Here is a 22855-nt window from a genome sequence, read left to right as displayed (position 1 = left end):
CTTCACGCCGGCTTCAGGTCGCCGAGCAGGGTCGGGATCAACTCCGAAACCGTCGGATGGATCGGTACGGCCCATTGCAGCACAGGATATGCAGCCCCGGCGTTCATGATGTCGAGGATGCCGTGGATCGCCTCGTCTCCTTCGATGCCGAGGATGGCGGCGCCGAGGATTTCCTTGGTGTCCGCATCCGCGATCGCCTTCATCATCCCCTTCGTCTCGCCCTTTTCGACGGCCCGGCCGACGCGGGTCATCGGCCTGGTCGAAACGACAATGTTCCGGCCGCTGGCCCGCGCTTCCCGCTCCGACATGCCGACCCGGCCGAGTGGCGGATCGATGTAGAGCGCGTAGCCGGGAATACGGCTGCTCAGGCGGCGGTCGGCGCCGTCGAGCAGGTTGGCGGCAAGGATTTCGAAGTCGTTGTAGGAGGTGTGCGTGAAGGCGCCGTGGCCGTTGCAGTCGCCGAGTGCCCAGATGCCGTCGACCGTCGTCGCCAGCTTGTCGTCGACGGTGATGTAGCCACGCTTGTCGGTGGCGACACCTGTCGTTTCGAGGCCGAGATCGTCGGTGTTCGGCGTGCGACCGGTGGCGATCAGCACATGGCTGCCGAGGATTTCCGGCGCCCCGCCGTTGCAATCGACACGCACGGCGATGCCTCCGGCGTCCCGCCGGAAACCGATGCATTCGGCATCGGTGCGGATGGTGATGCCTTCGCCGGCAAGGATATCGGCGATTGCGGCGGATATGTCGTCATCTTCGCGCGGTGCCAGTTTCGGGCCACGCTCGACGATGGTGACATCGGCGCCGAACCGCCGGTACATCTGGGCAAATTCCAGCCCGATGTAACTTCCGCCGACCACGACGAGATGCCGGGGCACCGCGCTGAGCCCGAGAATGCCGGTGCTGGTGAGATAATCGATTTCTCCGATGCCGGGCATATCGGGCACGGTCGGCCGGCAGCCGACATTGAGGAAGATTTTCGGCGCCGTCAGTGTTTCGTCGCCGACCCTGACCGTCCTGGCATCGAGGAAACGGGCATGGCCGGTGAACAGCGTCAGGCCGTCCATGCCCTGCAGCCAGGCGGTAACATTGCCGCGTGCATTGGCGATGACGGTGTCGGCGCGTGCCTTCACCTTGGGCATGTCGATGCGGATATCGCCGCCGATATCGATGCCGTAATCGGCGCCCGTCCGCGCCACATGTGCGGCGCGGGCGCTCGCCACCAGTGTCTTGGTCGGCATGCAGCCGGCGTTGACGCAGGTGCCGCCGAGAAACTTGCGTTCGACCAGCGCCACGCGCATGCCCGCTGCGGTCAGGCGTCCTGCAAGCGAAGGGCCGGCCTGCCCGGCACCGATGACGATCGCATCGAAATCCCTGCTCATGCGACGCTCGCAACGATCAGCAGCGCGCCAGCGACGGCGACCACGTCCTCGATCAATGCCGCCGGCAGGTCCTTGCCGAAGGCGGCCGCAAGTTTTCCGCGCACCGCCGCGCCGCCCAAGGTGCCGACCACGGCGCCGATGATGCCGGCGATCACGCCGCCGACCAGCGAACCGCCGGCCGCCCCGATGGCGCCGCCGGTCAGGGCGCCCATGACGATGCGTGTGCCGAACTGTACCGGCACCTTGCGCGACGGCGTCGAGGGCAACTGGTCGGTGATCAGCTCGACGACGGCCAGGGCCGAAAAGATCCAGGGCGTCCACTGATAGCCCAGGAAGGCAAGTGGTGTCTGCGAGAGATCGAACCACCCGAGATACGCCGCCCAGCTTACGGCCGCCGGTGCGGCCATGGCGCGCAGGCCGGCAATGATGCCAATGAGAAAGGCCAGGAAAAGCAACATTCCACACCCCGATGCCGTGCAGTTTACTTTTGTATGCCCAGCATCCGGCGCCGAGCCTATGCGGTCAAGCCTATTTTTGATGAACGTCAACCAGGAAGGGGCGATGGCATCGCAACCGGGCATGCTGTATCGCTTGCAGGATCGTGCGACGTCCTGCGGATCACGATTGGCCCGCCAACGCGATGGATGATTTCTCTGCAACAGATAACGACATACCAGGACGCAGTGCGCCGTGCAGACCTTGCCGGCAAGCTCGGCGGACTCGACTGGTGTGTTGCCGGAACGCCGCCGCTAGGACTGGCGCTTGAAGGCAGCGATATCGATATCCTTTGCCACGTCCGGGACTATGACGAATTTGCCGGCCTGATCTGGCGGGGCTTTTCGAATTTCGAAGGTTTTTCCATCCGGCAATGGGCCAAGGCGCCGCATGCGGTGGTTGCGACGTTTCATTGCGCCGGCTGGCCTTTCGAGATTTTCGGCGAAAAGCGGCCATTGCGGGCGCAGGCCGGCTGGCGGCACTACGAGGTCGAGCGGCGCTTGCTGGCGCTCGGCGGCGTCGCCCTCCATGCAAAGGTCATGGCCGCCCGGCGCGGCGGATTGAAGACGGAGCCCGCTTTTGCCGCCGTGCTGGGCCTTGCAGGCGACCCCTATGCCGCCGTGCTGGATCTCTTCGACGCGGATGATACCACGCTGGCCGCGCTTATTGCGGCAGGATGATCGCCTGGCGGCGCGGTTGTCGGGAGGCAGGGCTTATGTCCGCGGCTGCTTCCGCAATTGGTTTCAGCGATTGTGGGCTTCGCTGGCGCTGCCGCAATCGTGGCGGCGAACCATCTCGGCCTGAACTTCGTGCTGAAAGTCTCGTACCTGCAGGCTGACCTCGTCTTCCGGGCAGCCGATCGAGAGAAGCTGGTCGGCAAGCTGGCGGCATTCGCGGCGCCAGTAACGCACGGCGTCTTCGCCATGCTTGGTTTCCAGTTCGGTGGCGCAACGGCGGACAAGGCTGGTGCGGCCGGCCAGCGGAAATGGAACGAGCGCGCCGGAAGACGATACACCACACATTTTCATCTGCTCAGCTGCCATCGACTCGTTCTCCTGTACCCGTTGGTCGACTCAGTTTTACAAAGCCTTTGCTTAACGCTTTGTATCAAGGGTGACCGGAAACGGACACTTTGTTGTTCAACCACCTGCCGTTACGTGAGTGTGGATTGTTGCTGCCAGGTTGCGGCAGCACATAAAAAATAAAGGGCGGCCGGGGCCGCCCTTCAATAGTCTTGCGAAGAAAAATGCTTTTAGCCCCAGCACTTGGCCGTTGCAGCCTTGGTGTCGATCGACTCGACGCCGGCCGCCGGCTTGTCGGTGACAAGGGCAACGCCGGTGTCGAAGAAGTTCTTGCCTTCGGTCGGCTTCGGCTTTTCGCCGGTGTCTGCAAATTTCTTGATCGCCTCAACGCCGAGCGTCGCCATCAGCAGCGGATATTGCTGCGAGGTGGCGCCGATGACGCCTTCCGCGACGTTCTTGACGCCCGGGCAACCGCCGTCGACCGAAACGATCGTCACGTCCTTTTCCTTGCCGACAGCCTTCAGCGCTTCGTAGGCGCCAGCGGCAGCCGGTTCGTTGATGGTGTAGACCAGGTTGATCGACGGGTCCTTCTGCAGCAGGTTTTCCATCGCCGTGCGGCCGCCCTCTTCCGAGCCGGCCGTGACGTCGGCACCGGAAATGCGGGCATCGTTTTCGTCACCGATCTGGTTGGCATCACCGATGTCGATGCCGAAACCCTTCATGAAGCCCTGGTTGCGCAGCACGCCGACGGACGGCTCCTGCGGGGCGATGTTGAGGAAGGCGATATGCGCATCCTTGGCGGCATCGCCGAAGGTTGCGGCCGCCCATTTGCCGATCAATTCGCCGGCGACGAAATTGTCGGTGGCGAAGGTGGAGTCGGCGGCATCCAGCGGCTCCAGCGGCGTGTCGAGCGCGATCACCAGAATGCCGGCATCGCGTGCCTTCTGCACGGTGGAGACGATACCCTTGGTATCGGACGGCGTGAGCATGATGCCCTTGGCGCCATCGGCAATGCAGGTCTCGATCGCGGCGATCTGGCTTTCGGAATCGCCGTCGATCTTGCCGGCATAAGCCTTCAGATTGATGCCGAGCTCGGCGGCCTTGGCGGTCGCGCCTTCCTTCATCTTGACGTAGAAGGGATTGGTGTCGGTCTTGGTGATCAGGCAGGCCGTGACAGCATCCGCGGCCGCTGCCGGCGCGAAGCTCACGCCGATTGCCAGCATTGCAGCGGCGGCCGAAAGGATATTGGACTTCAGGTTCATCGTTTCCTCCTTCGATGGTAGACTGAAAAGCGTGCGCCAGCCGGCAATCCGGACGGACGGAACTCGATTACGTGCGCTGGCGGCTTGTTTCTGCACGCGGCTGAGACGCTACCGGACACGAACAGGCATGTGGCGGGCCGCTCCCTCCTCCACGTCAGATGCGGCATGCGGTAAGGTATAATCCTGTACGTACAGGATACCTATGAGCTAGCCACTGTCAAGTTGTTATGTTGGTGCGGAGAGCGCGGCAGAGTGACCGCATGTGGCACGACGTTGCCATCGTCTCTTTCTCCCCGGGAGAAGGTGGCCCGGAGGGTTGGATGAGGGGCGAGCGGGTAGTTTACCGTGCGACACCCTCGTCTCGCTGCGTCCTAGGTAACGGCGCCGACGTGCCACGGAACGAATTCGTTGTCGCCGTAGTCGTAGATCTCGCTGACGGTGCGCTTGCCCGAGGCGACGGCGACGATGTCGTCGAAAATGCGTTGTCCGGCGGCCTCGATGCTGTCGTCACCGGTGACGATGCCGCCGCAGTTGAGGTCCATGTCCTCCTGCATGTGCTCGTACATCTGCGTGTTGGTGGCGATCTTGATGCAGGGTGCCGGCTTGAAGCCGGAGACCGAGCCGCGGCCGGTGGTGAAACAGATGACGTTGCAGCCGCCGGCGACCTGGCCGGTGACGGCGACGGGATCGTATCCCGGCGTGTCCATGAAGACGAAGCCGCTTTCCGTGACCATTTCGGCATATTCGTAGACCGCCTTCAGCGGCATGGTGCCGCCCTTGGCGACGGCGCCGAGCGATTTTTCGAGGATGGTCGTCAGCCCGCCCAGCTTGTTGCCGTGCGAGGGATTGTTGTTGAGTTCGTCACCGTTGCGGGCGGTGTAATCCCGCCACCAGTCGATGCGGTGCAACAGCTTTTCGGCAACGGCTGGTGAGACGGCACGGCGCGTCAGCAGGTGTTCGGCGCCGTAGATCTCCGGCGTTTCCGCCAGCACCGAGGTGCCGCCGTGGCGGACGAGCAGATCCGAGGCGTAACCCAGCGCCGGATTGGCCGAGATGCCGGAATATCCGTCGGAGCCGCCGCATTCCAGCGCCAGCTTGAGCGCCGAGAGCGGCTGTCGCGTCCGTTGCACGGCATTCACCTCCGGCAGCATCTCGCGGATGATCTCGGTGGCGGTTTCGATGGTCTTGCGTGTTCCGCCGAGCGCCTGGATCGTCATGGTGCGCAGCCGCGCACCTTCCACCAGCTTGTAATGTTCGAGGATCGGCGCGATCTGGTTGGTCTCGCAGCCGAGGCCGATCATCAGGATGCCGCCGAAATTCGGATGCCGCGCGTATCCCTGGATGGTGCGGATCAGGTAGCGGTAGCCTTCGCTCTTGGTGTTCACGGCGCAGCCGCCGCCATGCGTCAGCGCCACCACACCGTCGATATTGTCGAAACCGTTTAGGCCGCCGCCGCGGTTGAAATAGTCGGCGATGTATTTCGACACCGTGGCGGAACAGTTCACCGTCGAAATGATGCCGATGAAGTTGCGCGTGCCGACGCCGCCGATGCCGCGGTCATAACCCATGAAATGGCCGCGTTCGGCTTCCGGCAGCATGCCGGTCTCGCGGTTGTCGGTGGCGAACTGGTGTTCGTGCTCGGACGGCACCATGGAGAGGTTGTGCAGGTGTACATGTTGGCCGGGTTCGATCGCAACGGTCGCGACGCCGATGACCTGTCCGAATTTCAAAACCTCGCCGCCGACCGCTATCGGCTTCAGCGCCACCTTGTGGCCACGGGGGACAGGCTCGGTAGCGGTGACGCCATCGACGCCAAAAGAGCTGCCGGCGGCAATCTTGTCGCGCGCAACGGCGACGTTGTCGTTCGGGTTCAGGATGATGACGGACGAAACGGAATTCAGCATGACAGGGCCTCCGTGCCTCAATGATTGTGCCGCGGCGGGTTCTCGGCGATCCGGCGGAAATCCGCGGCACCGTCGATGACCGCGCCATCGGAAAGCTGGGTGACCGTGCGACGGTAGATGCGCTGCCACGGCGTGGCATCCGGCGGCACCGGCGGTATGCCGTCGGTCTTGCGGCGGGCGATCTCCTCGTCGTCGACCAGCATGTCGCAAAGGCCCTGGTTGAAGTCGATGCGGATGATGTCGCCGCTGCGCAGCCAGGCAAGCCCGCCGCCTGCGGCACTTTCCGGCGAGGCGTTGAGGATCGAGGGGCTGTCGGCCGTGCCCGACTGCCGGCCGTCGCCGATCGTCGGCAGGCTGCGGATGCCACGCTTGAGGATATGATCCGGCGGCTGCATGTTGACCACCTCGGCCGATCCCGGCCAGCCCAGCGGCCCGGCGCCGCGAATGACGAGAATGGTGTTCTCGTCGATCTCCAGCGACGGATCGTTGATGCGCTTGTGGTAATCCTCCGAGCCGTCGAACACCACGGCCTTGCCGCGGAAAATGCCTTCCTGCCCCGGCTCTTCGAGATAACGCTTGCGAAAATCCTCGGAGACGACGCTCATCTTCATGATGGCGAAATCGAACAGGTTGCCGCGCAGCACGAGGAAACCGGCGCGCTCCTTCAAGGGTTGGTCGTAGGGGCGGATGACCTCGCGGTCGCGCGCCTCGCGCCCCCGTAGATTGTCGGAGACGCTTTTGCCGGTCGCGGTGCGACAGTGCCCGTCGAGCTTGCCGGCTTGCAACAGTTCCCACATGATCGCCGGCGTGCCACCGGCCCGGTGGTACCGTTCGCCGAGATAGGCGCCGGCCGGCTGGACGTTGGCGAGCAGCGGAATGTCGAAACCGTGCACCTGCCAGTCTTCGGGATAGAGTTCGACGCCGGCATGTTTCGCCATGGCCGCCAGATGCGGCTGGGCATTGGTAGAGCCGCCGATGGCGGAGTTGACGCGGATGGCGTTGAGGAAGGCTTCGCGCGTCAGGATGTCGGAGGGTTTCAGGTCTTCCCAGACCATCTCCACCGCCCGGCGCCCGGTGCGATAGGCCATCTGGCCGCGCTCGCGATAGGCGGCGGGAATGGCGCCGCAGCCGGTCAGCGACATGCCGAGCGCTTCGGCCAGCGCATTCATGGTGGAGGCCGTGCCCATGGTGTTGCAGTGGCCGACCGACGGAGCCGAGTCGAGCGCTGTCTGCAAGAATTCCTCCTCGTCGATCTCGCCGGCGGCGAGACGCCGGCGGGAGCGCCAGATGGCCATGCCGGAGCCGGCAAGCTCGCCCTCGTGCCAGCCGTCGAGCATCGGCCCGCCGGACAAGACGATCGCCGGGATGTCGACGGTCGAGGCGGCCATCAGCGCCGAGGGCGTGGTCTTGTCGCAGCCCGTCGTCAGTACCACGCCGTCTAGCGGATAGCCGTAGAGGATCTCGACCAGGCCGAGATAGGCGAGGTTGCGGTCGAGCGCCGCCGTCGGCCGCTTGCAGTTTTCGAAGATCGGGTGCGTCGGAAATTCGATCGGGATGCCGCCGGCGTCGCGGATGCCGTCCCGCACCCGCCGGGCAAGCTCGATGTGGACGCGGTTGCAGGGCGTGAGGTCGCTGCCGCTCTGGGCGATGCCGATCACCGGCTTGCCGGAGCGCAGCTCCTCCGGCGTGATGCCGTAGTTCATGAAGCGCTCCAGGTAGAGCGCCGTCATGTCGATGTGATCGGGATTGTCGAACCAGTCCTGCGAGCGGAGGCGGCGTTTGGCTTGGCTGTTGTCGGTCATGGTTCCTCCGGGCAGGCCTGCAATTGGGAAAGGGGGTCAGGGCGCCTGGACACCCGTCGCCGCCACGTAGATCGAGTAGAGGGATTTCGTCGCCGTGATGAAAAGCCGGTTGCGGCGCGGTCCGCCGAAGGTAAGGTTCGATACCGTCTGCGGCACCTTGATCTTGCCGAGCAATTCACCCTCCGGCGAAAAGCAGTGCACGCCATCACCGGCGCTCGTCCACAGGTTGCCATCGGTGTCGAGCCGGAAACCATCGGGAATGCCGTTGTCGATGGTGCAGAACACCCGGCCGTTTTCCAGTCGGCGACCCTCGACCACGTCGAAGACCCGAATGTGGCGCGCCGCGTCCTGCTTGTGGCTGGCGCCGGAATCGGCGACGTAGAGCAGGGTTTCGTCCGGCGAGAAGGCCAGCCCGTTCGGCTGCAGGAAGTCGCTGACCAGCGCCGTCACCGATCCCGTTGCGGGGTCGAGACGATAGACGTTGCGGTGCTGCTGCTCCTGCTTGCTTTTGTAGCCTTCGTAATCCGAAAGGATGCCGTAGCTCGGATCGCTGAACCAGATCGAGCCGTCGGAGCGGACAACGACATCGTTCGGCGAGTTCAGCCGTTTGCCCTGGTGGCTGTCGGCAAGCACGGTGATCGAACCGTCGATCTCCGTGCGGGTCACCCGGCGGCTGCCGTGTTCGCAGGATACCAGCCGCCCCTGGCGGTCGCGGGTATTGCCGTTGGTGAAGTTCGAAGGGCTGCGGAAGACGGAAACGCCGCCGCCCTCCACCCAGCGCAACATGCGCTGATTGGGAATGTCGCTCCACAGCAGATGCTGTCCGTCATTGAACCAGACCGGACCTTCCGCCCAGCGGCAACCGCTGTAAAGCTCCTCCAGGTCGGCGCTGCCGATCAAAAGCGCGCTGAAGCGCGGGTCGCGAATATCGTAAACAGAATTTGCCGCCATCTTGCCCTCCCCGGCAGGCGCCGGGACTCGCGGCGCATGGTGCAAAAGTGATAAGCACTCCGTAGCGAGACGGCAAGGACAACAACGCGGAAGTTGTCCTGTCAACCCTTTATCGAGCCGCCGCTGCAATGCCAGCCGGCGACCTGTTCTCGTCTAAAGCCCGCTCAAAGGCGGGCGCCCTCCGTCGAGAAAAGCAGGCAGGTGTCGGGGTTGACGGCCAGCGGCAGCAGGCCGCCGGCCTTGAGGCCCGGCAGACCGCGGACTTCGGCGGTCAGCGAGCCATCCCGGCCGGGCTCGGTATAGATGTAGGAAACGCCGCCGAGATGTTCGACCGCGCCCAGCCCCAGCGACACATCCATGGCTCCATCCGTGCCCGGCGGCAGGAAATGTTCCGGCCGGATGCCGATCGACAGCGTCTCCGGCATCGTGGCATTCCGCTCGCGCGGCATGACGGCAAACTCGGCAAGGCCGAGGCTGTCGACGGCCAGCTTGACCGCGCCGTCCTCCGTCCGTCCGGTGACGCGGGCCGGGACGAAATTCATCTTCGGCGAGCCGATGAAACCGGCGACGAACTGGTTGTCGGGATTGTTGTAAAGCTCCAGCGGCGTGCCGACCTGCTCGATGCGCCCGTCGCGCAACACGACGATGCGGCTTGCCAGCGTCATGGCCTCGACCTGGTCGTGGGTGACATAGATCATCGTCGCGCCGAGATCGGCATGCAGCTTGGCGATCTCGATGCGCATGCGCACCCGGAGTTCCGCGTCGAGGTTCGACAGCGGCTCGTCGAACAGAAAGATCTTCGGATCGCGGACGATCGCCCGGCCGATGGCGACGCGCTGGCGCTGGCCGCCGGAAAGCTGCTTCGGCTTGCGGGCGAGATAGGTTTCGAGGTGCAGCGTCTCAGCCGCGCGGCGCACCATGCGCTTGCGCTCGTCGGCCGGAATGCCGGCCATTTCGAGGCCGAAACCCATGTTTTCCTCGACCGTCATATGCGGATAAAGCGCGTAGGTCTGGAACACCATGGCAATGCCGCGCTTGCTCGGATCGGCATGGGTGACGTCGGCGCCGTCGATGGAGATCGTACCGGAGGTCACGTTTTCGAGGCCGGCGATCATCCGCAGCAGCGTGGACTTGCCGCAGCCGGACGGGCCGACGAAGACGACGAATTCACCGTTGCCGACGGAAAGATCGACGTTGCGGATCACCTCCGTCTCGCCGAAGGATTTGCGCACGCCCCTGATCGAAAGTTCAGCCATGGGTTTTCGGTCCTTATTTCACGGCGCCTTCGGTGAGGCCGCTGACGAACCAGCGCCCGACCAGGGCAAAGAGGATGACGACGGGCAGCACGGCAAGGCTGGCGCCCGAAAGCAGCAGGCCCCAGTCGATCTGGTACTGGCCGATGATGCCGGAAAACCCGACCGGCACGGTGCGTTTCGCATCCGAAAGGATCAGCACCGAGGCGAAGACATATTCCGTCCAGGCGGAGATGAAGGCGAAGATGCCGACGGAGGCGATGCCCGGCGCGATCAGCGGGATCATGATGCGGCGCAGGATGACGGTCGGCGGCGCGCCGTCCATCAGCGCCGCCTCCTCGATTTCCTTCGGTACGGAAGCGAAGAAGGAGCGCAGCATCCAGATGGAGAACGGCAGGGCGAAGGTGACGTTGATGATCACCAGCGCCGCCAGCGTATCGATCAGGCCGATCCTGGCGAACATGCCGAACAGCGGGATGAGCACGACGATGCTGGGGAAGGCGTAGGCCAGGAGGATGATGCGGTAGAGCGCCTCGCGGCCGGGAAAGGCCAGGCGGAAGAAGGCATAGGCTGCCGGCACCGAGAGGACAAGCGTGATCGCCGTCGAGATCCCGGCGACGAGCAGGCTGTTGATCATGTAGACCGGATAGTCCGATCCCGACAGCAGCTTGGCGAAATGCTGCAGCGTGAAGGAATGCGGCACCATGGTCGGCACGCGGGCGATGATTTCCTGCGGCAGCTTGAAGGATCCGGTCACCACCCACCAGAAGGGCATGCCGATCAGAAGCAGCAGGAACAGGCCGGAGAGCCCCAGGAGCAGCGTTGCGGGAAGCGAGCGTTTCATCGGCTGTCTCCCTCCTTGGCGAGCCATCGGGTGGCGACCAGCGCGAAGGCCATCAGCAGCATCGTTGCCAGCACCGAGATGGTGGCGGCCTCGCTCAATTTGTAACCCTTGAAGGCGGTTTCGTAGATCATCACAGGCAGGGTGCGAGTGCCGCCCGCCGGTCCGCCGGCCGTCAGCAGCCAGATGATGTCGAAGACGTTGAACGACAAGAGCGTGCCGACGACGGTGAGCACGCCGAGCGTCGGTGCGAGCAGCGGCCAGGTGATGCGGGTAAACCGTTTCCAGCCGTTGGCGCCGTCGATGCGGGCGGCCTCATAGAGATCGGCGGGGATGCGCGTCAGGCCGGCAAGCATCATCAGGGCGATGAACGGGAACCAGCGCCAGGAATTGATGAAGATCAGCGTCGCCATCGCCGTCCACGGCGTCGAGAAGAAGCCGACGGGGCGGGAAACGATGCCCGTCTGCATCATCAGCGGGTTGATCATGCCGCCCGAGGTGGAAAACAGCCAGCGCCAGATGATCACCACCACCACCGTCGGTACGATCCAGGTGAGGATGATCCAGGTGCGGGCGATCTTCACGCCGGGAAAATTCTGGTTGAGGGTGAGCGCGGCCATCAGCGCCAGCACGGTCTGCAGCGCCGCATTGGCGACCACCCAGACGATGCTCATGCCGACCGACGTCCAGAACATCGGATTGGAGATGACGGTCGAATAGTTGGTAAAGCCGACCCATTGGCCCTGCGAGCCGATGGTCCTGACGTCCTGCAGGCTGAGCAGCACGGCGGAAACGAGCGGCCATCCGAGGATGGCCGCCAGAACGAGGAGCGCCGGCGCCACGAAGGCGAAGGCAAGCGATCGTGATTTTTGCATCCGCCGCTCCTCCGGGAGTTACTTCGAGACCTCGACCATGCGGTCCTGGCCGCCGGCCACCGCATCGGCCGCGCTCTTGCCGCCGACGACGATCGACTGCAGCGTTTCGGCGATGACGTTCTGGGCGGAGATCGCCGCGATCGACGGGAAGGTGCGGCCGCTGGTGAAGCCGAACAGGCGGCCGTTCTGCGAATTGGCGATGATCTGCTCGATCTGCGCCTTGTACTTCGTCGCCATCGGATCGCCCCAGAAGCTTTCGGCCTTGGCGCCATCAGCCGTCACCGGCATGAACAGGCCGGGTTCCATGTTGAGGAACTTGCCGTAGGTTTCCGGCTCCAGCAGGTAGCGGATGAACTCTTCCGAGGCCTTGCGCTTGGCTTCGTCCTTGGAGAGCAGCATCACGGCGTTGGCGTAAGCGATGGTGTTGTGGTCCTTCTCGCCATCGGCATGCGGGATCGGCGCGACGCCGAGATCGGCCGGATCGCCGCCGCCCTGGGTGTCGTAGCTGGAGATGACCGAGAACTGCATGATCATGCCGCAGCTCTTGGAAACGAAGCAGGCTTCCGCCTCGCCCCAGGTCCAGGACGTGCTGTCCGGCGGCGACAGTTTCTGCAACTGCGCATAATAGTCCAGCGCTGCGACCGTCTGCGGATTGTTGAATCGCAGCGTGCCGTCCTCGTTGTAGATTTCCGTGGCGCCGCCATTGACCATGACGCTGTAGATCGTCTGGTCGGTGTAGAGCTGCTTGTTGGCGGGAACGCCGATGCCGTAGGTGCCGTCGACCGACAGCTTTTCGGCCGCCGCCTTCCAGTCCGCCCAGGTTTCCGGAACTTTGAGGCCGGCGCCGTCGAGCACGCTCTTCCGGTACCACAGGCTCATCGCCATGTTGTAGAGCGGCACGGCCCAGACGCCGCCGTCATAGCTGTAGGACTGGACGGTGGAATCGACGAAGTCATGCTTCTTGTCGAGTTCGGCAACGAAATCGGCAACCGAGGTCAAGGCGCCGATGTTCTTCAGGATCGGCGTGAAGTCGGGGATGGCAAACAGCATGTCCGGGCCGGCGCCGGCCGAGAGTGCAGCCGGAGCCTTGGCATAGACTTCGCCCCAGTTCTGCGGCTCCTGCTTGACGACGATATCCGGGTGCGCCGTGTTGAAGGCGTCGATGATTTCCTGGATGCGGGCAACACGGTGCGGCGGCTGCTCCATGTGCCACAGCGTGATTTCGACCGGGGCGGCGAAGGCGGAAAGCGGCATCAGCATCGATGCGCCGGCGAGCAGGCCAAGTATGCGTTTTTTCATGTCAGTTCCCTCTCTTTTTCCATTTGAATGACGACGAGTGTTGATTTCAGAGATGCGGATTGCGCGGCCGGTACCGCTCGACCAGCCTTTCGTTGATCTCCTTGGCGCCGGGCATGTTGGCGCTGAGGTAGATGGGCGCCTCGCCATCGGCCGACAGTTTTGCGGCCACTTCGGCCAGGATGGCGTTCATGATCGTCACGCCGATCGCCGTCGAGACGGGACCGACCTTCAGGTCGCTGCCGGGCACGTCGAGCACCGCGTCGCCCGGAGGGGCGCCGTTGTCGAGGACGATGTCGGCAAGATCGGCAAGCCGGGTGCGGCCCTTGGCGCTTGCCGTCGAGTACGCGACCGAGGTGATGGCGATGACCGTCGCGCCGATCTCGCGGCCGACCTTGGCAGCCTCGATCGGCGCGGCGTTGACGCCGGAATTGGAGATGACGAACAGCACGTCGCCGGGCTTGATGCCGTAGCGGGCGAAGATCGGCCGCACGATGCCTTCGGTGCGTTCGTAGACGGTGCTCGCCACCGCGCCCTCATGCAGCATGGTGGTGCTGGACAGGATCGGCACGGTGATCGCCAGCCCGCCGGCGCGGTAATGCACCTCCTCGGCCAGCACATGCGAATGGCCGGTGCCGAAGACGTAGATGCGGTGGTCGCCGCGCGCCGCGGCGATGATTGCCTCGGCGGCCCGCTGCATGCCCGGCGCCAGCGCCGTCTTGAGCGCTGCAAGCCGCTCGATGACATTGTCGAAATAGGTATCGGTCAGCGAGGTCATTGGCTGTAATCGGCTCCAAGGTTGAGATCGACCTTCATGACGAAGGAATCGCCGCGATAGAAGGATCGAACGAATTCGAACGGCTGCCCCTTGCTGTCAAAGGTCAGTCGGGTGAGTTTCAGCACCGGGCTGCCCTCGCGGATGTCGAGCGACCGCGCGGTCGCGGCATCCGCCGTCGACGCCATCATGGTCTGCTCGCCGGTGGTGGCAACGATGCCGAAATTGTCGCGCAGGATGCGGTAGAGCGAATCGCGGCTGAAATCGGCCAGATCCATCAGGCCCGGCGCCAGTGCGGCGCCGACATCCGTCGTCTCGATCGCCACCGGCTCGCCGTCGACGAGGCGGACGCGCACCAGCCGGTGAACGTGGCCGTTTGCCGGCAGCTTCAAGGCTTCGGCGGCGAGATGGTCGGCCTTGCGGGTTTCGGCAAGCACGACGATGCTGGCGCTCTTGTGGCCCTGCCGCGCCATCTCCTCGGTGAAGCCGGTCAGCGTCGAGAGCTTCTGCTCGATGCGGGCATGGGTGACGAAGGTGCCCTGTCCGACACGGGTTTCCAGGAGGCCGCGGCCGGTCAGGTGCTGCAGCGCCTGGCGTGCGGTCATGCGGCTGACGCCGAGTTCTTCGGCCAGCATGCGCTCGGAGGCAATCTTCTCGCCCACCTTGATCCGGCCGGCCTGGATGTCGTTTTCCAGCCGGTTGGCGATCTTCAGGTAAAGGGGCGCTCCCTGCTCGACCAAACGTCATCCTCCTACGGTATGGTCCGCTTGAGGTGATGGTATAGACCAATTTTCAAAATGCAAGCCGAAAACGAAAAGCTGCCGTCAATTCCCGGCGAGAAGCCGGTCGCGGTGCTGGCGATAGCGCCGCAGCGCCGCGTCATAGGCCTCTTTCATCTCGGCATTCGGCTGATAGGTCAGGCCGCCGCCGGCAACGGAGCGCGATGCGGCGCGAATATCGGCAAAATGGCCGAGTGCGGTTGCGGCCAGCAAGGCCGCGCCGCGGGCGCCGAACTGCGTGCCCTCGGGCACGACGACCTGACGCTGCAGAACGTCGGCGATCATCTGCGTCCAGAACGGGCTCTGGCTGCCGCCGCCGGTCAGCACGACGCGGTTGCCGTCGAAATCCAGCGCGTCGAAGAGATCTCGGAGCGCCAGCGCCACGCCTTCGAAGATGGCGCGGAACAGTTCCGGCCGGCCATGCCGGGAAGTGAGGCCGGCAAATTGCGCCCGGGCATCAAGGGAAACGACCGGCGCAATGATGCCGCTCTCGCTCAGATAGGGCAGATAGACGAGGTCGCGTGCACCGATCGGAACGGCCTCGGCCAGCGCCGTCACCTGCTGGTAACGATCGGCAAGCCCGGCAAGATCCGGCGCCAGCGCACCGATTGCCCAGTCGAGATTGAGGGTGCCTGCGACATTGACCATCGAGCGGTACCAGACGTCGCCCGGCAGCGAGAAGAGCAGGCCGAGATCCGGCGGGGTAAAGACCGGCCGGTCGTGGCAGATGCCGACCATGCAGGTGGTGCCGAGCACCGCCGTGGCGACGCCCGCCGCCAACCCGCCGGCTCCGATCACCGTTGCCGCGACATCGCCGGCACCGATCGCCACCGGCAGGCCTTCGGCCAGCCCGGTCATCGCAGCCGCTTCGGCGGTCAGGCCGGACTGCGTCGTCTCGGAATCGAAGACTGGCGGCAGGAGGCGGGCATGGTCGTCGAGGCCGAACAGGGTGATCATTCCGGCACTGCGCTGCCGTTGCCGCGCGCTGCCGGGAATGACCGAAGCCTCGCTGCGGTCGGTGGCGGCAAGGCCGGTCAGCTTCAGGCGGATGAAATCCTTGTAGCTCAGCACATGGGCGGCCCGCGCCATCACCTCGGGTTCGTTTTCCACCAGCCAGGCCAGCACCGGCAGGGTGCAGCCCTGCTGCAGTACCGAACCGGAGGACTGGAAGATTTTGGACATGACGGCCGGATCGGCCGCGATCATCCGGTTGAGGATCGTCTGGCTGCGGCTGTCTTCCCAATTGATGCCGGGGCGCAGCGCATTGCCCGCGGCATCCACCACCCAGGCGCCGACCATGGCGGCCGAAATGCCGATGCCGCCGATCTCCGCAGGCGGAATGCCGCAGGTATCGACAGCTTCCGAAATGACCTCCAGAACCGCATGCCAGCAGATTTCCGGATCGAGTTCGCACCAGCCGGCATGCGGACGGGACATCGGCGTGCGGCGCTTCGCCTCGGAAAACTGCCGCCCGGCAAGATCGAAAACCGCCGCCTTGCAGAGGGTGGAGCCTGCGTCCAAACCTAGGAAATATTTAGCCATCGAATTCCGCATATCTCGTGCATCTGACAGCCGTCGCCGCCCCTATGGCGGGCATTATAGACCTCAAACCGGACCAATATGCAATGAACACAAAACCATTCTAATACCTCCCGACAAAAGATACCCTGACGGAGGCGCCTCGCTGCTATGCAAGACGGCGCTATATGACCTTGCAGGCGATGCGCTTCCTCGTGAAGAATAGCAGTTCGGAAGCCGGTGTCCTTGAATTATGTCTAGACGTCGAGTTCCGAAGACATGAAGAACCGGTCGCCGCGGAACAGCGAGCGCGTGAATTCGACCGCCCGTCCCGCCTGCGAGAAACCCAGCCGCTGGATGACGAGCAGCGGCGCGCCCTGCGACACGGCCAGATGGCCGGCCTGTTCCCATGTCGCGGCCGTGGCGCCGTACCGCTGCACCATCTTGATCGGGTGCGAACCGGTCTTCGACATTGCCGAATACAGCGAGGTGGTGCCGTCGTAGTCGGCCGGGATCGCTTCCACCGGCAACACCGATATTTCCAGGGAGACCGGCTGCTGGTCGGCATACCGCAATCGTTCGAGGCGCAGCACGCGCGATCCCGGCGCCAGGCCGAGATGGAAGGACTCGTCCGGGCTGACGAGCGCGCGCCGATTGCCCAGCACCTTGGAATGGGGCACCATGCCGCGGCTTTCCATGTCCTGGGTAAAGCCGGTCAGCGGCGCTTTCGGGGCCATCACGCCGGGAGAAATGAAGTTGCCGGCACCGGGCCGACGGTCGATGACGCTGGCGGCCTCGAGAAAATCGAGCGCCCGGCGCAGCGTGGTCCGCGACACGTCGAAGACATCGCAGAGAACCCGCTCGGCCGGCAGGGCGTCACCCGGCGCCAGAAGCCCCTGCTGCACCGCCTGGCGGATGACCTGGGCGACGACAGCGCTGCGGAGGCCATGCGGTTGCTCCGCCATTCCCGACTTGAGAAAGGAAACCAGGCTGCCCGCTGTCATCATCCCCCCATTCTTCGCAGGACCGTAGCGGAACTGCTGCACATCCACGACGGCTTGTCCGCCCTTTTCAGGCGTGTCGCCGTTTGCCGGTTGTTTCGGCCATACCAATTGCGTGACCAATAAGATACCTATCTCGCGAAGGTGGTCAATCTGTCACGGCCATTCCTCCGCTGCCCAAATTTAATGGATTAAAAACAAAGGTTATTTGGGACGGCGATGGAATTGAACAGTTTGCCGCCGGGAAAGGCGCCGGAAAACCACGCGGCTGTTCCGGCGGATAATCGGTCGCCTGCGTTGACCGCGCTACGAGAAGCGCTAAATTCCTGTCCGAGGCATTCGAGCGCCGATGCGCAGCCCCGTATGGATCACAACAAAACGGAGTCGACCATGACGCAGAAGCAGAACGACCAGCCTATCCCCCAGCCGTCGCATGCTCCGGCGACCCCGGAGGAAGACTGGAAGGAGCAGGAAGAGGCGCTCGACGAGGCTTTGGAAGAGACCTTTCCCGCCAGCGATCCGATCGCGCCGGGGCATATCGTCCACACGCCGAAACAATGAGTCTCGCAGCGGCTTGACGCGATAACTTTCTCGCCGGCTGCGGCGGTCGATGACTTATGGCGCCCGCCATCCGATCTCGCCGGACGCGGACGGACGGCGGTTTTTGTCGCTGGCGGCGCCGCAGAGGGATTGCTTGATCACAAAAACTGTTATATTTTTCACAAAATCGAAGATATCATCGGTTTGCCTGGTTTACTTCGGCCGGTTTGTGAGGTTTTCATCATGTCCAGAAAAGCGGTGCGCGTATCGGCCCTGACGGAGGCGCTGTCGCAGCGGCGGGTGCTGCATATTCGTGATGCCGCGCTGCTGCTCGACGTATCGGAAATGACCGTGCGCCGCGATGTCAGCGAAAATCCCGGTCTGTTCGGTTATTTCGGCGGTCATATCGTCCCGGCCATGGACCTGGAGAGCGATGGCCCGTATGAACTGGCGAAAGCCGCGGACAGTCATGCCCGGGCGAAGCAGGACGCCTGCACGCATGCGCTGAAATATATCCGTCCGGATGAAACGATCTTTATCGATTGCGGCACGACGCTCGCCTATCTCGTCGAGATGATTCCGGCCGACATGCCCGTCATGGCGGTCTGTTACGCGCTGAACATTGCCGACCGGCTGACGCGCAAGCCGAATATCAGCGTCGTCATGCTCGGCGGCCTCTATCACCCCTCTTCTGCTTCGTTTTCCGGCTCGTCCGGCCTTGATTCGCTGGATGAACTCGGCATCAACGTCGCTTTTCTCTCGGCTGCCGGCGTCGACCAGAAGCGTGGCGCCACCTGCGCCTATTTCCATGAAGCGCAGATCAAGCGGAAGGTCATGTCGCTGGCGCGCAAGAACGTGCTGGTCACCGACAGCAGCAAGATCGGCAAGCTGAAACCGGCATTCTTCGGCGAGATCGACCGTTTCGACGCGATCGTCACCGAAAACGGCGAACTCAGCCTGTCTTCGGCGGCCTGAGTCATTTGCGGGAAGCGTGGAGTTGCCGGAAATGCCGCGCGGCGGAACAATTCGCACAAGATGCCTTGACCGCGGCGAGGAATGGTGAAATCATAACAATGAATTTGAGATAAAAATAACAAATCCGCACAACGTGCCGCCGGATGGCGGCAGGTTTGGTGTCGTCTTCGAAGCGCTGCGGATGACAATGGGAGGACCTCACTTGGAAACCAGTCCTGTGGACACGGCCGGTGTTGCGCGCGTCCATCACGCCGGCGGACCCCTTGCCGTAAGCGGCCACAACCTGCAGCGCAATCCGGGCATGGATCTCGACCTGTCCTGGGTGCTCGACAGCCGCGTCAACCTTTCGGCCACCGAACGCCGCGTCGCCACCCTGCCCGGCCGCCGCACCGTCAAGAAGGACGCGCAGGCGGCCTGGCTGCTCAAGGCCGTCACCTGCATCGACCTGACGACGCTCAGCGGCGACGATACCACCGAGCGCGTCAAGCGGCTCTGCGCCAAGGCGATCACGCCGATCCGCCCGGATCTCCTGGAAGCGCTCGGCATGGGCGGCCGGACGATCACCACCGGCGCCATCTGCGTCTATCATCGTTTCGTCGCCACCGCCGTCGAGGCGCTCGGCTCCTCCGGCATTCCGGTCGCAGCCGTCTCCACCGGCTTTCCGGCCGGCCTCAGCCCGCATCATCTCAAGGTGAAGGAGATCGAGGAATCGGTCGCCGACGGCGCCAGGGAAATCGACATCGTCATCACCCGCGAGCACGTGCTGACCGGCAACTGGAAGGCGCTCTACGACGAGATGAAGGATTACCGGGCCGCCTGCGGCGATGCCCATGTCAAGGCGATCCTGGCGACCGGCGACCTCAAGACCTTGCGCAACGTCGCCAAGGCCTCGCTGGTCTGCATGATGGCCGGTGCCGATTTCATCAAGACCTCCACCGGCAAGGAAGGCGTCAACGCCACGCTTGCCGTGACGCTGACCATGCTGCGCGCCATCCGCGCCTATGAGGAGCGCACCGGCATCAAGATCGGCTACAAGCCGGCCGGCGGCATTTCGACGGCGAAGGATGTGCTGAACTACCAGTTCCTGATGCGCGAGGAGCTTGGCCGCGAATGGCTGGAGCCGGATCTGTTTCGCATCGGTGCCTCCAGCCTGCTCGCCGACATCGAACGTCAGCTCGAGCACCACGTCACCGGCGCTTACTCCGCCTTCAACAGACACCCGATTGGATAAGCCATGTCTGTCGCAACCTATTTTGATGAGATGAGTTACGGTCCCGCCCCCGAAGCCGATACGGAAGCCCGTGCCTGGCTTGCCCGCCACAACGGCGATTTCGGCCACTTCATCGGCGGCGCCTTCGTCAAATCGGCCTCGGCCAAGAGCTTCGACACGTTCGAGCCGGCCACCGGCAAGGTGCTTGCCAAGCTCGCTATCGGCGACCAGTCGGATGTCGATGCCGCCGTGGCGGCCGCCCGCAAGGCGCAGGGCGCCTGGTCGAAGCTGCCGGGCCATGCCCGCGCCCGCTATCTCTACGCGCTTGCCCGCACCATCCAGAAGCACGGCCGCCTGATCGCCGTCGTCGAAGCCATCGACAACGGCAAGCCGATCCGCGAGACCCGCGACATCGACGTGCCGCTCGCCGCCCGCCACTTCTATCACCATGCCGGCTGGGCGCAGCTGCAGGAAAGCGAATTTGCCGACCATGCGCCCGTCGGCGTCGTCGGCCAGATCATTCCGTGGAACTTCCCGTTCCTGATGCTGGCCTGGAAGGTGGCGCCGGCGCTGGCGCTCGGCAACACCGTCGTCCTGAAGCCGGCGGAATTCACTTCGCTGACCGCGCTTCTGTTCGCCGAGCTGGCGGCTGCCGCCGGCCTGCCGCCGGGCGTGCTCAACGTCGTCACCGGCGAGGGCGAAACCGGTGCGCTGATCGTCGATCACGGCGATATAGACAAGATCGCCTTCACTGGCTCGACCGAAGTCGGCCGCATCATCCGTGAGCGCACCGCCGGCAGCGGCAAGTCGCTGACGCTGGAACTGGGCGGCAAGTCGCCGTTCATCGTCTTCGACGATGCGGATATCGATGGCGCCGTGGAAGGCGTGGTCGATGCCATCTGGTTCAATCAGGGCCAGGTGTGCTGCGCCGGCTCGCGCCTGTTGGTGCATGAAGGCATCGCGCCGCTGTTCCACAAGCGATTGAAGCGCCGCATGCAGAACCTGCGCGTCGGCCTGCCGCTCGACAAGGCGATCGACATGGGCGCCATCGTCGCGCCGGTGCAGCTTTCCCGCATCGAGAAGCTGGTGAACCAGGGGGTTTCCGAGGGCGCGGTGCTGCATCAGGCGAAGATCGACCTGCCGAAGGGCGGCAGCTTCTATCCGCCGACGCTGCTTTCCGGCGTGCAGCCGACCTTCATCGTCGCAACGGAAGAAATTTTCGGGCCTGTCGTCGTTTCGATGACGTTCCGCACGCCGGAAGAAGCGATCCAGCTTGCCAATCACACGCGCTACGGCCTTGCGGCCAGCGTCTGGAGCGAGACGATCGGCCTGGCGCTGAACGTCGCCGCCAAGCTGCAGGCCGGTGTCGTCTGGGTCAATGCCACCAATCTTTTCGATGCCGGCGTCGGTTTCGGCGGCAAGAAGGAGTCGGGTTTCGGCCGCGAAGGCGGCAAGGAAGGTGCTTACGAATATCTGAAACCGAAGGCCTGGGCCGGGCGCAAGCCGCGTGCGGCCATCGCCGCTCCGTCGCTGAAGGTCAGCGCCGGCGAGTTCGCCATGCCGGTGCTCGATCGCACCGCCAAGCTTTTCGTCGGTGGCAAGCAGGCCCGTCCCGACGGCAACTACAACCGCCCCGTCGTTTCTTCCAAGGGCAAGGTGATCGGCGAAGTCGGCGAAGGCAACCGCAAGGACATCCGCAACGCCGTCGCGGCCGCCCGCGGTGCCTCGGCATGGTCGGGCGCCACGGCGCATAACCGGGCGCAGATCCTTTATTACATCGCTGAAAACCTGAGCGGCCGCGCCGGCGAATTTGCCGCCCGCATCAGCGCCATGACCGGCGCTTCGGCCTCTGCCGCTGCCGCCGAGGTGGATGCATCGATCTCGCGCCTGTTCAGCTACGGCGCCTGGGCCGACAAATACGAGGGCGTGGTTCACGCCCCGCCGCTGCGCGGCGTCGCCCTTGCCATGCCGGAAGCCATCGGTGTCGCCGGCGTCATCTGCCCGCCGGAAGCGCCGCTGCTCGGCTTCATCAGCCTCGTCGCGCCGTTGATCGCCATGGGCAACCGGGTCGTGGCGGTGCCGAGCGAAGTCTATCCGCTGTCGGCGACGGATCTGTATTCGGTGCTGGAGACCTCGGATGTGCCGGCCGGCGTCATCAATATCGTCACCGGTTCGGTCAAGGATCTGGCCACCGCGCTCGCCTCGCACAATGATGTCGATGCGCTGTGGGCTTTCGGTTCCGAGGAGCTTTCGACGCTGGTCGAAAAGCTTTCTGCCGGCAACCTCAAGCGGACCTTCGTCGATTACGGCAAGGCTACGGACTGGATGAACCCGGCTGTCGCCGAGGGACCGGTGTTCCTGCGCCAGGCGGTTGACGTCAAGAACATCTGGATCCCCTACGGGGAGTGAGAAACGGCCCGCCGAGGCGGGGAAACGACAAGGGATCGGGCTGTTCGTCCGTTCCCTGCACCGGCGGCAAAAGCGGCCGTCATCTTGGAAATCGAGGGAGGAACCATGCTCAAGAATCTCGACCCGGCACTCAACGCCGATGTGCTGTACGTCCTGCGCTCCATGGGCCATGGCGATACGCTGGTGATTGCCGATACCAACTTTCCGTCGGATTCGATTGCCCGCCATACGGTGTTCGGCGAACTCCTGCGGATAGACAACGTGTCCGCCGCCCGCGCCTTCAAGGCGGTGCTGTCGGTCCTGCCGCTCGACACGCCGCTGCAGCCTTCCGTCGGCCGCATGGAAATCATGGGCGCACCGGACGAGATCCCGGCGGTGCAGGCCGAAGTCCAGGCCGAAATCGACGCCGCCGAAGGCCAGTCGGCACCGATGTACGGCATAGAGCGGTTCAAGTTCTATGACGAGGCGAAAAAGGCTTATGCCGTCATCCAGACCGGCGAAACCCGCTTTTACGGCTGCTTCCTGATCACCAAGGGCGTCATCCCGCCGGCATCGGCGTGACCGGGAG

At 64.1% G+C, this 22855-nt stretch carries 21 protein-coding genes; 6 read left to right on the top strand and 15 right to left on the bottom strand.

Going from position 1 to position 22855, the window contains the following annotated elements:
* Positions 1 to 2: 2 nt before the first annotated feature.
* On the bottom strand, positions 3 to 1379 hold the full coding sequence (locus DEM27_RS23525; RefSeq protein WP_109460687.1) for an FAD-containing oxidoreductase: 1377 nt from the start codon (positions 1377 to 1379) through the stop codon (positions 3 to 5).
* A complete protein-coding gene (locus tag DEM27_RS23520) occupies positions 1376 to 1837 on the bottom strand; it encodes a DUF4126 family protein (RefSeq protein WP_109460686.1) in 462 nt (153 codons plus the stop codon). Before DEM27_RS23520 ends, DEM27_RS23525 begins: the two co-directional genes overlap by 4 nt.
* A 225-nt stretch (positions 1838 to 2062) precedes the next feature.
* Here DEM27_RS23520 and DEM27_RS23515 point away from each other — a divergent pair, with 225 nt between their 5' ends.
* Positions 2063 to 2554 carry a DUF4269 domain-containing protein gene (locus tag DEM27_RS23515; RefSeq protein WP_205908951.1) on the top strand — a complete coding sequence of 164 codons (492 nt, stop codon included), beginning with the start codon at positions 2063 to 2065 and terminating at the stop codon, positions 2552 to 2554.
* Positions 2555 to 2617: 63 nt separating this feature from the next.
* Here DEM27_RS23515 and DEM27_RS23510 read toward each other — a convergent pair whose 3' ends face one another.
* From DEM27_RS23510 to DEM27_RS23450, 13 genes are all read right to left on the bottom strand, one after another.
* On the bottom strand, positions 2618 to 2917 hold the full coding sequence (locus tag DEM27_RS23510; protein WP_109460684.1) for a DUF6074 family protein: 300 nt from the start codon (positions 2915 to 2917) through the stop codon (positions 2618 to 2620).
* Positions 2918 to 3126: 209 nt separating this feature from the next.
* Positions 3127 to 4152, bottom strand: a complete 1026-nt coding sequence (locus DEM27_RS23505) for a sugar ABC transporter substrate-binding protein (protein ID WP_109460774.1) — start codon at positions 4150 to 4152, stop codon at positions 3127 to 3129.
* A gap of 377 nt (positions 4153 to 4529) precedes the next feature.
* A complete protein-coding gene (locus tag DEM27_RS23500) occupies positions 4530 to 6062 on the bottom strand; it encodes a UxaA family hydrolase (protein WP_109460683.1) in 1533 nt (510 codons plus the stop codon).
* Between the two features lie 17 nt (positions 6063 to 6079).
* Positions 6080 to 7864, bottom strand: a complete 1785-nt coding sequence (locus DEM27_RS23495) for an IlvD/Edd family dehydratase (protein WP_109460682.1) — start codon at positions 7862 to 7864, stop codon at positions 6080 to 6082.
* 36 nt (positions 7865 to 7900) lie between these two features.
* The gene (locus DEM27_RS23490) at positions 7901 to 8815 is read right to left on the bottom strand and encodes an SMP-30/gluconolactonase/LRE family protein (protein ID WP_109460681.1); all 915 of its coding nucleotides are present in this window, start codon (positions 8813 to 8815) and stop codon (positions 7901 to 7903) included.
* A 164-nt stretch (positions 8816 to 8979) separates the two neighbouring features.
* Entirely contained in the window at positions 8980 to 10071 is a 1092-nt protein-coding gene (locus tag DEM27_RS23485; RefSeq protein ID WP_109460680.1) for an ABC transporter ATP-binding protein, read from the bottom strand.
* A gap of 13 nt (positions 10072 to 10084) precedes the next feature.
* Positions 10085 to 10912: a carbohydrate ABC transporter permease gene (locus tag DEM27_RS23480; RefSeq protein WP_109460679.1), complete on the bottom strand. Its 828-nt coding sequence runs from the start codon at positions 10910 to 10912 to the stop codon at positions 10085 to 10087.
* Positions 10909 to 11784, bottom strand: a complete 876-nt coding sequence (locus DEM27_RS23475; protein ID WP_109460678.1) for a carbohydrate ABC transporter permease — start codon at positions 11782 to 11784, stop codon at positions 10909 to 10911. Before DEM27_RS23475 ends, DEM27_RS23480 begins: the two co-directional genes overlap by 4 nt.
* A gap of 18 nt (positions 11785 to 11802) precedes the next feature.
* Complete coding sequence (locus tag DEM27_RS23470) at positions 11803 to 13083, bottom strand: ABC transporter substrate-binding protein (protein WP_109460677.1); 1281 nt, start codon at positions 13081 to 13083, stop codon at positions 11803 to 11805.
* 46 nt (positions 13084 to 13129) lie between these two features.
* A complete protein-coding gene (locus tag DEM27_RS23465; protein WP_109460676.1) occupies positions 13130 to 13858 on the bottom strand; it encodes an SIS domain-containing protein in 729 nt (242 codons plus the stop codon).
* The gene (locus DEM27_RS23460) at positions 13855 to 14595 is read right to left on the bottom strand and encodes a GntR family transcriptional regulator (RefSeq protein ID WP_109460675.1); all 741 of its coding nucleotides are present in this window, start codon (positions 14593 to 14595) and stop codon (positions 13855 to 13857) included. The genes DEM27_RS23465 and DEM27_RS23460 overlap by 4 nt, the downstream gene beginning before the upstream one ends.
* Positions 14596 to 14679: 84 nt before the next feature.
* Positions 14680 to 16176 carry an FGGY-family carbohydrate kinase gene (locus DEM27_RS23455; protein ID WP_165823551.1) on the bottom strand — a complete coding sequence of 499 codons (1497 nt, stop codon included), beginning with the start codon at positions 16174 to 16176 and terminating at the stop codon, positions 14680 to 14682.
* A 233-nt stretch (positions 16177 to 16409) separates the two neighbouring features.
* Complete coding sequence (locus DEM27_RS23450; protein ID WP_109460673.1) at positions 16410 to 17159, bottom strand: GntR family transcriptional regulator; 750 nt, start codon at positions 17157 to 17159, stop codon at positions 16410 to 16412.
* A gap of 384 nt (positions 17160 to 17543) precedes the next feature.
* On the opposite strand from DEM27_RS23450, the gene DEM27_RS34155 reads away from it, so the two are divergent.
* The 5 genes from DEM27_RS34155 to DEM27_RS23425 all read left to right on the top strand — a co-directional run bounded on the left by DEM27_RS34155 (position 17544) and on the right by DEM27_RS23425 (position 22848).
* Entirely contained in the window at positions 17544 to 17714 is a 171-nt protein-coding gene (locus tag DEM27_RS34155; protein ID WP_165823550.1) for a hypothetical protein, read from the top strand.
* 219 nt (positions 17715 to 17933) lie between these two features.
* A complete protein-coding gene (locus tag DEM27_RS23440; RefSeq protein ID WP_165823558.1) occupies positions 17934 to 18668 on the top strand; it encodes a DeoR family transcriptional regulator in 735 nt (244 codons plus the stop codon).
* Positions 18669 to 18855: 187 nt separating this feature from the next.
* Positions 18856 to 19899: a deoxyribose-phosphate aldolase gene (gene deoC / locus DEM27_RS23435; RefSeq protein ID WP_420028850.1), complete on the top strand. Its 1044-nt coding sequence runs from the start codon at positions 18856 to 18858 to the stop codon at positions 19897 to 19899.
* Positions 19900 to 19902: 3 nt separating this feature from the next.
* Positions 19903 to 22287 (top strand): aldehyde dehydrogenase family protein, encoded by a 2385-nt coding sequence (locus DEM27_RS23430; protein WP_109460670.1) that lies wholly within the window; start codon positions 19903 to 19905, stop codon positions 22285 to 22287.
* A gap of 105 nt (positions 22288 to 22392) precedes the next feature.
* Positions 22393 to 22848 carry an RbsD/FucU family protein gene (locus DEM27_RS23425; RefSeq protein ID WP_109460669.1) on the top strand — a complete coding sequence of 152 codons (456 nt, stop codon included), beginning with the start codon at positions 22393 to 22395 and terminating at the stop codon, positions 22846 to 22848.
* Positions 22849 to 22855: the final 7 nt, after the last annotated feature.

This window comes from Rhizobium album (genome assembly GCF_003122325.1).
In the GTDB taxonomy this organism is placed as follows: domain Bacteria; phylum Pseudomonadota; class Alphaproteobacteria; order Rhizobiales; family Rhizobiaceae; genus Metarhizobium; species Metarhizobium album.
Note: the sequence above shows the minus strand (reverse complement) of the source record. Positions and strands in the feature narration are given on the sequence as shown.

What these genes read in the sequence shown, in the direction of transcription:
- DEM27_RS23525 (WP_109460687.1), bottom strand. Translation starts at nt 1,379, where the DNA reads ATGAGCAGGGATTTCGATGCGATCGTCATCGGTGCCGGGCAGGCCGGC.
- DEM27_RS34155 (WP_165823550.1), top strand. Translation starts at nt 17,544, where the DNA reads ATGACGCAGAAGCAGAACGACCAGCCTATCCCCCAGCCGTCGCATGCT.
- DEM27_RS23520 (WP_109460686.1), bottom strand. Translation starts at nt 1,837, where the DNA reads ATGTTGCTTTTCCTGGCCTTTCTCATTGGCATCATTGCCGGCCTGCGC.
- DEM27_RS23470 (WP_109460677.1), bottom strand. Translation starts at nt 13,083, where the DNA reads ATGAAAAAACGCATACTTGGCCTGCTCGCCGGCGCATCGATGCTGATG.
- DEM27_RS23430 (WP_109460670.1), top strand. Translation starts at nt 19,903, where the DNA reads ATGTCTGTCGCAACCTATTTTGATGAGATGAGTTACGGTCCCGCCCCC.
- DEM27_RS23465 (WP_109460676.1), bottom strand. Translation starts at nt 13,858, where the DNA reads ATGACCTCGCTGACCGATACCTATTTCGACAATGTCATCGAGCGGCTT.
- DEM27_RS23475 (WP_109460678.1), bottom strand. Translation starts at nt 11,784, where the DNA reads ATGCAAAAATCACGATCGCTTGCCTTCGCCTTCGTGGCGCCGGCGCTC.
- DEM27_RS23510 (WP_109460684.1), bottom strand. Translation starts at nt 2,917, where the DNA reads ATGGCAGCTGAGCAGATGAAAATGTGTGGTGTATCGTCTTCCGGCGCG.
- DEM27_RS23480 (WP_109460679.1), bottom strand. Translation starts at nt 10,912, where the DNA reads ATGAAACGCTCGCTTCCCGCAACGCTGCTCCTGGGGCTCTCCGGCCTG.
- DEM27_RS23450 (WP_109460673.1), bottom strand. Translation starts at nt 17,159, where the DNA reads ATGATGACAGCGGGCAGCCTGGTTTCCTTTCTCAAGTCGGGAATGGCG.
- deoC (WP_420028850.1), top strand. Translation starts at nt 18,856, where the DNA reads ATGGGAGGACCTCACTTGGAAACCAGTCCTGTGGACACGGCCGGTGTT.
- DEM27_RS23495 (WP_109460682.1), bottom strand. Translation starts at nt 7,864, where the DNA reads ATGACCGACAACAGCCAAGCCAAACGCCGCCTCCGCTCGCAGGACTGG.
- DEM27_RS23500 (WP_109460683.1), bottom strand. Translation starts at nt 6,062, where the DNA reads ATGCTGAATTCCGTTTCGTCCGTCATCATCCTGAACCCGAACGACAAC.
- DEM27_RS23455 (WP_165823551.1), bottom strand. Translation starts at nt 16,176, where the DNA reads ATGGCTAAATATTTCCTAGGTTTGGACGCAGGCTCCACCCTCTGCAAG.
- DEM27_RS23490 (WP_109460681.1), bottom strand. Translation starts at nt 8,815, where the DNA reads ATGGCGGCAAATTCTGTTTACGATATTCGCGACCCGCGCTTCAGCGCG.
- DEM27_RS23485 (WP_109460680.1), bottom strand. Translation starts at nt 10,071, where the DNA reads ATGGCTGAACTTTCGATCAGGGGCGTGCGCAAATCCTTCGGCGAGACG.
- DEM27_RS23425 (WP_109460669.1), top strand. Translation starts at nt 22,393, where the DNA reads ATGCTCAAGAATCTCGACCCGGCACTCAACGCCGATGTGCTGTACGTC.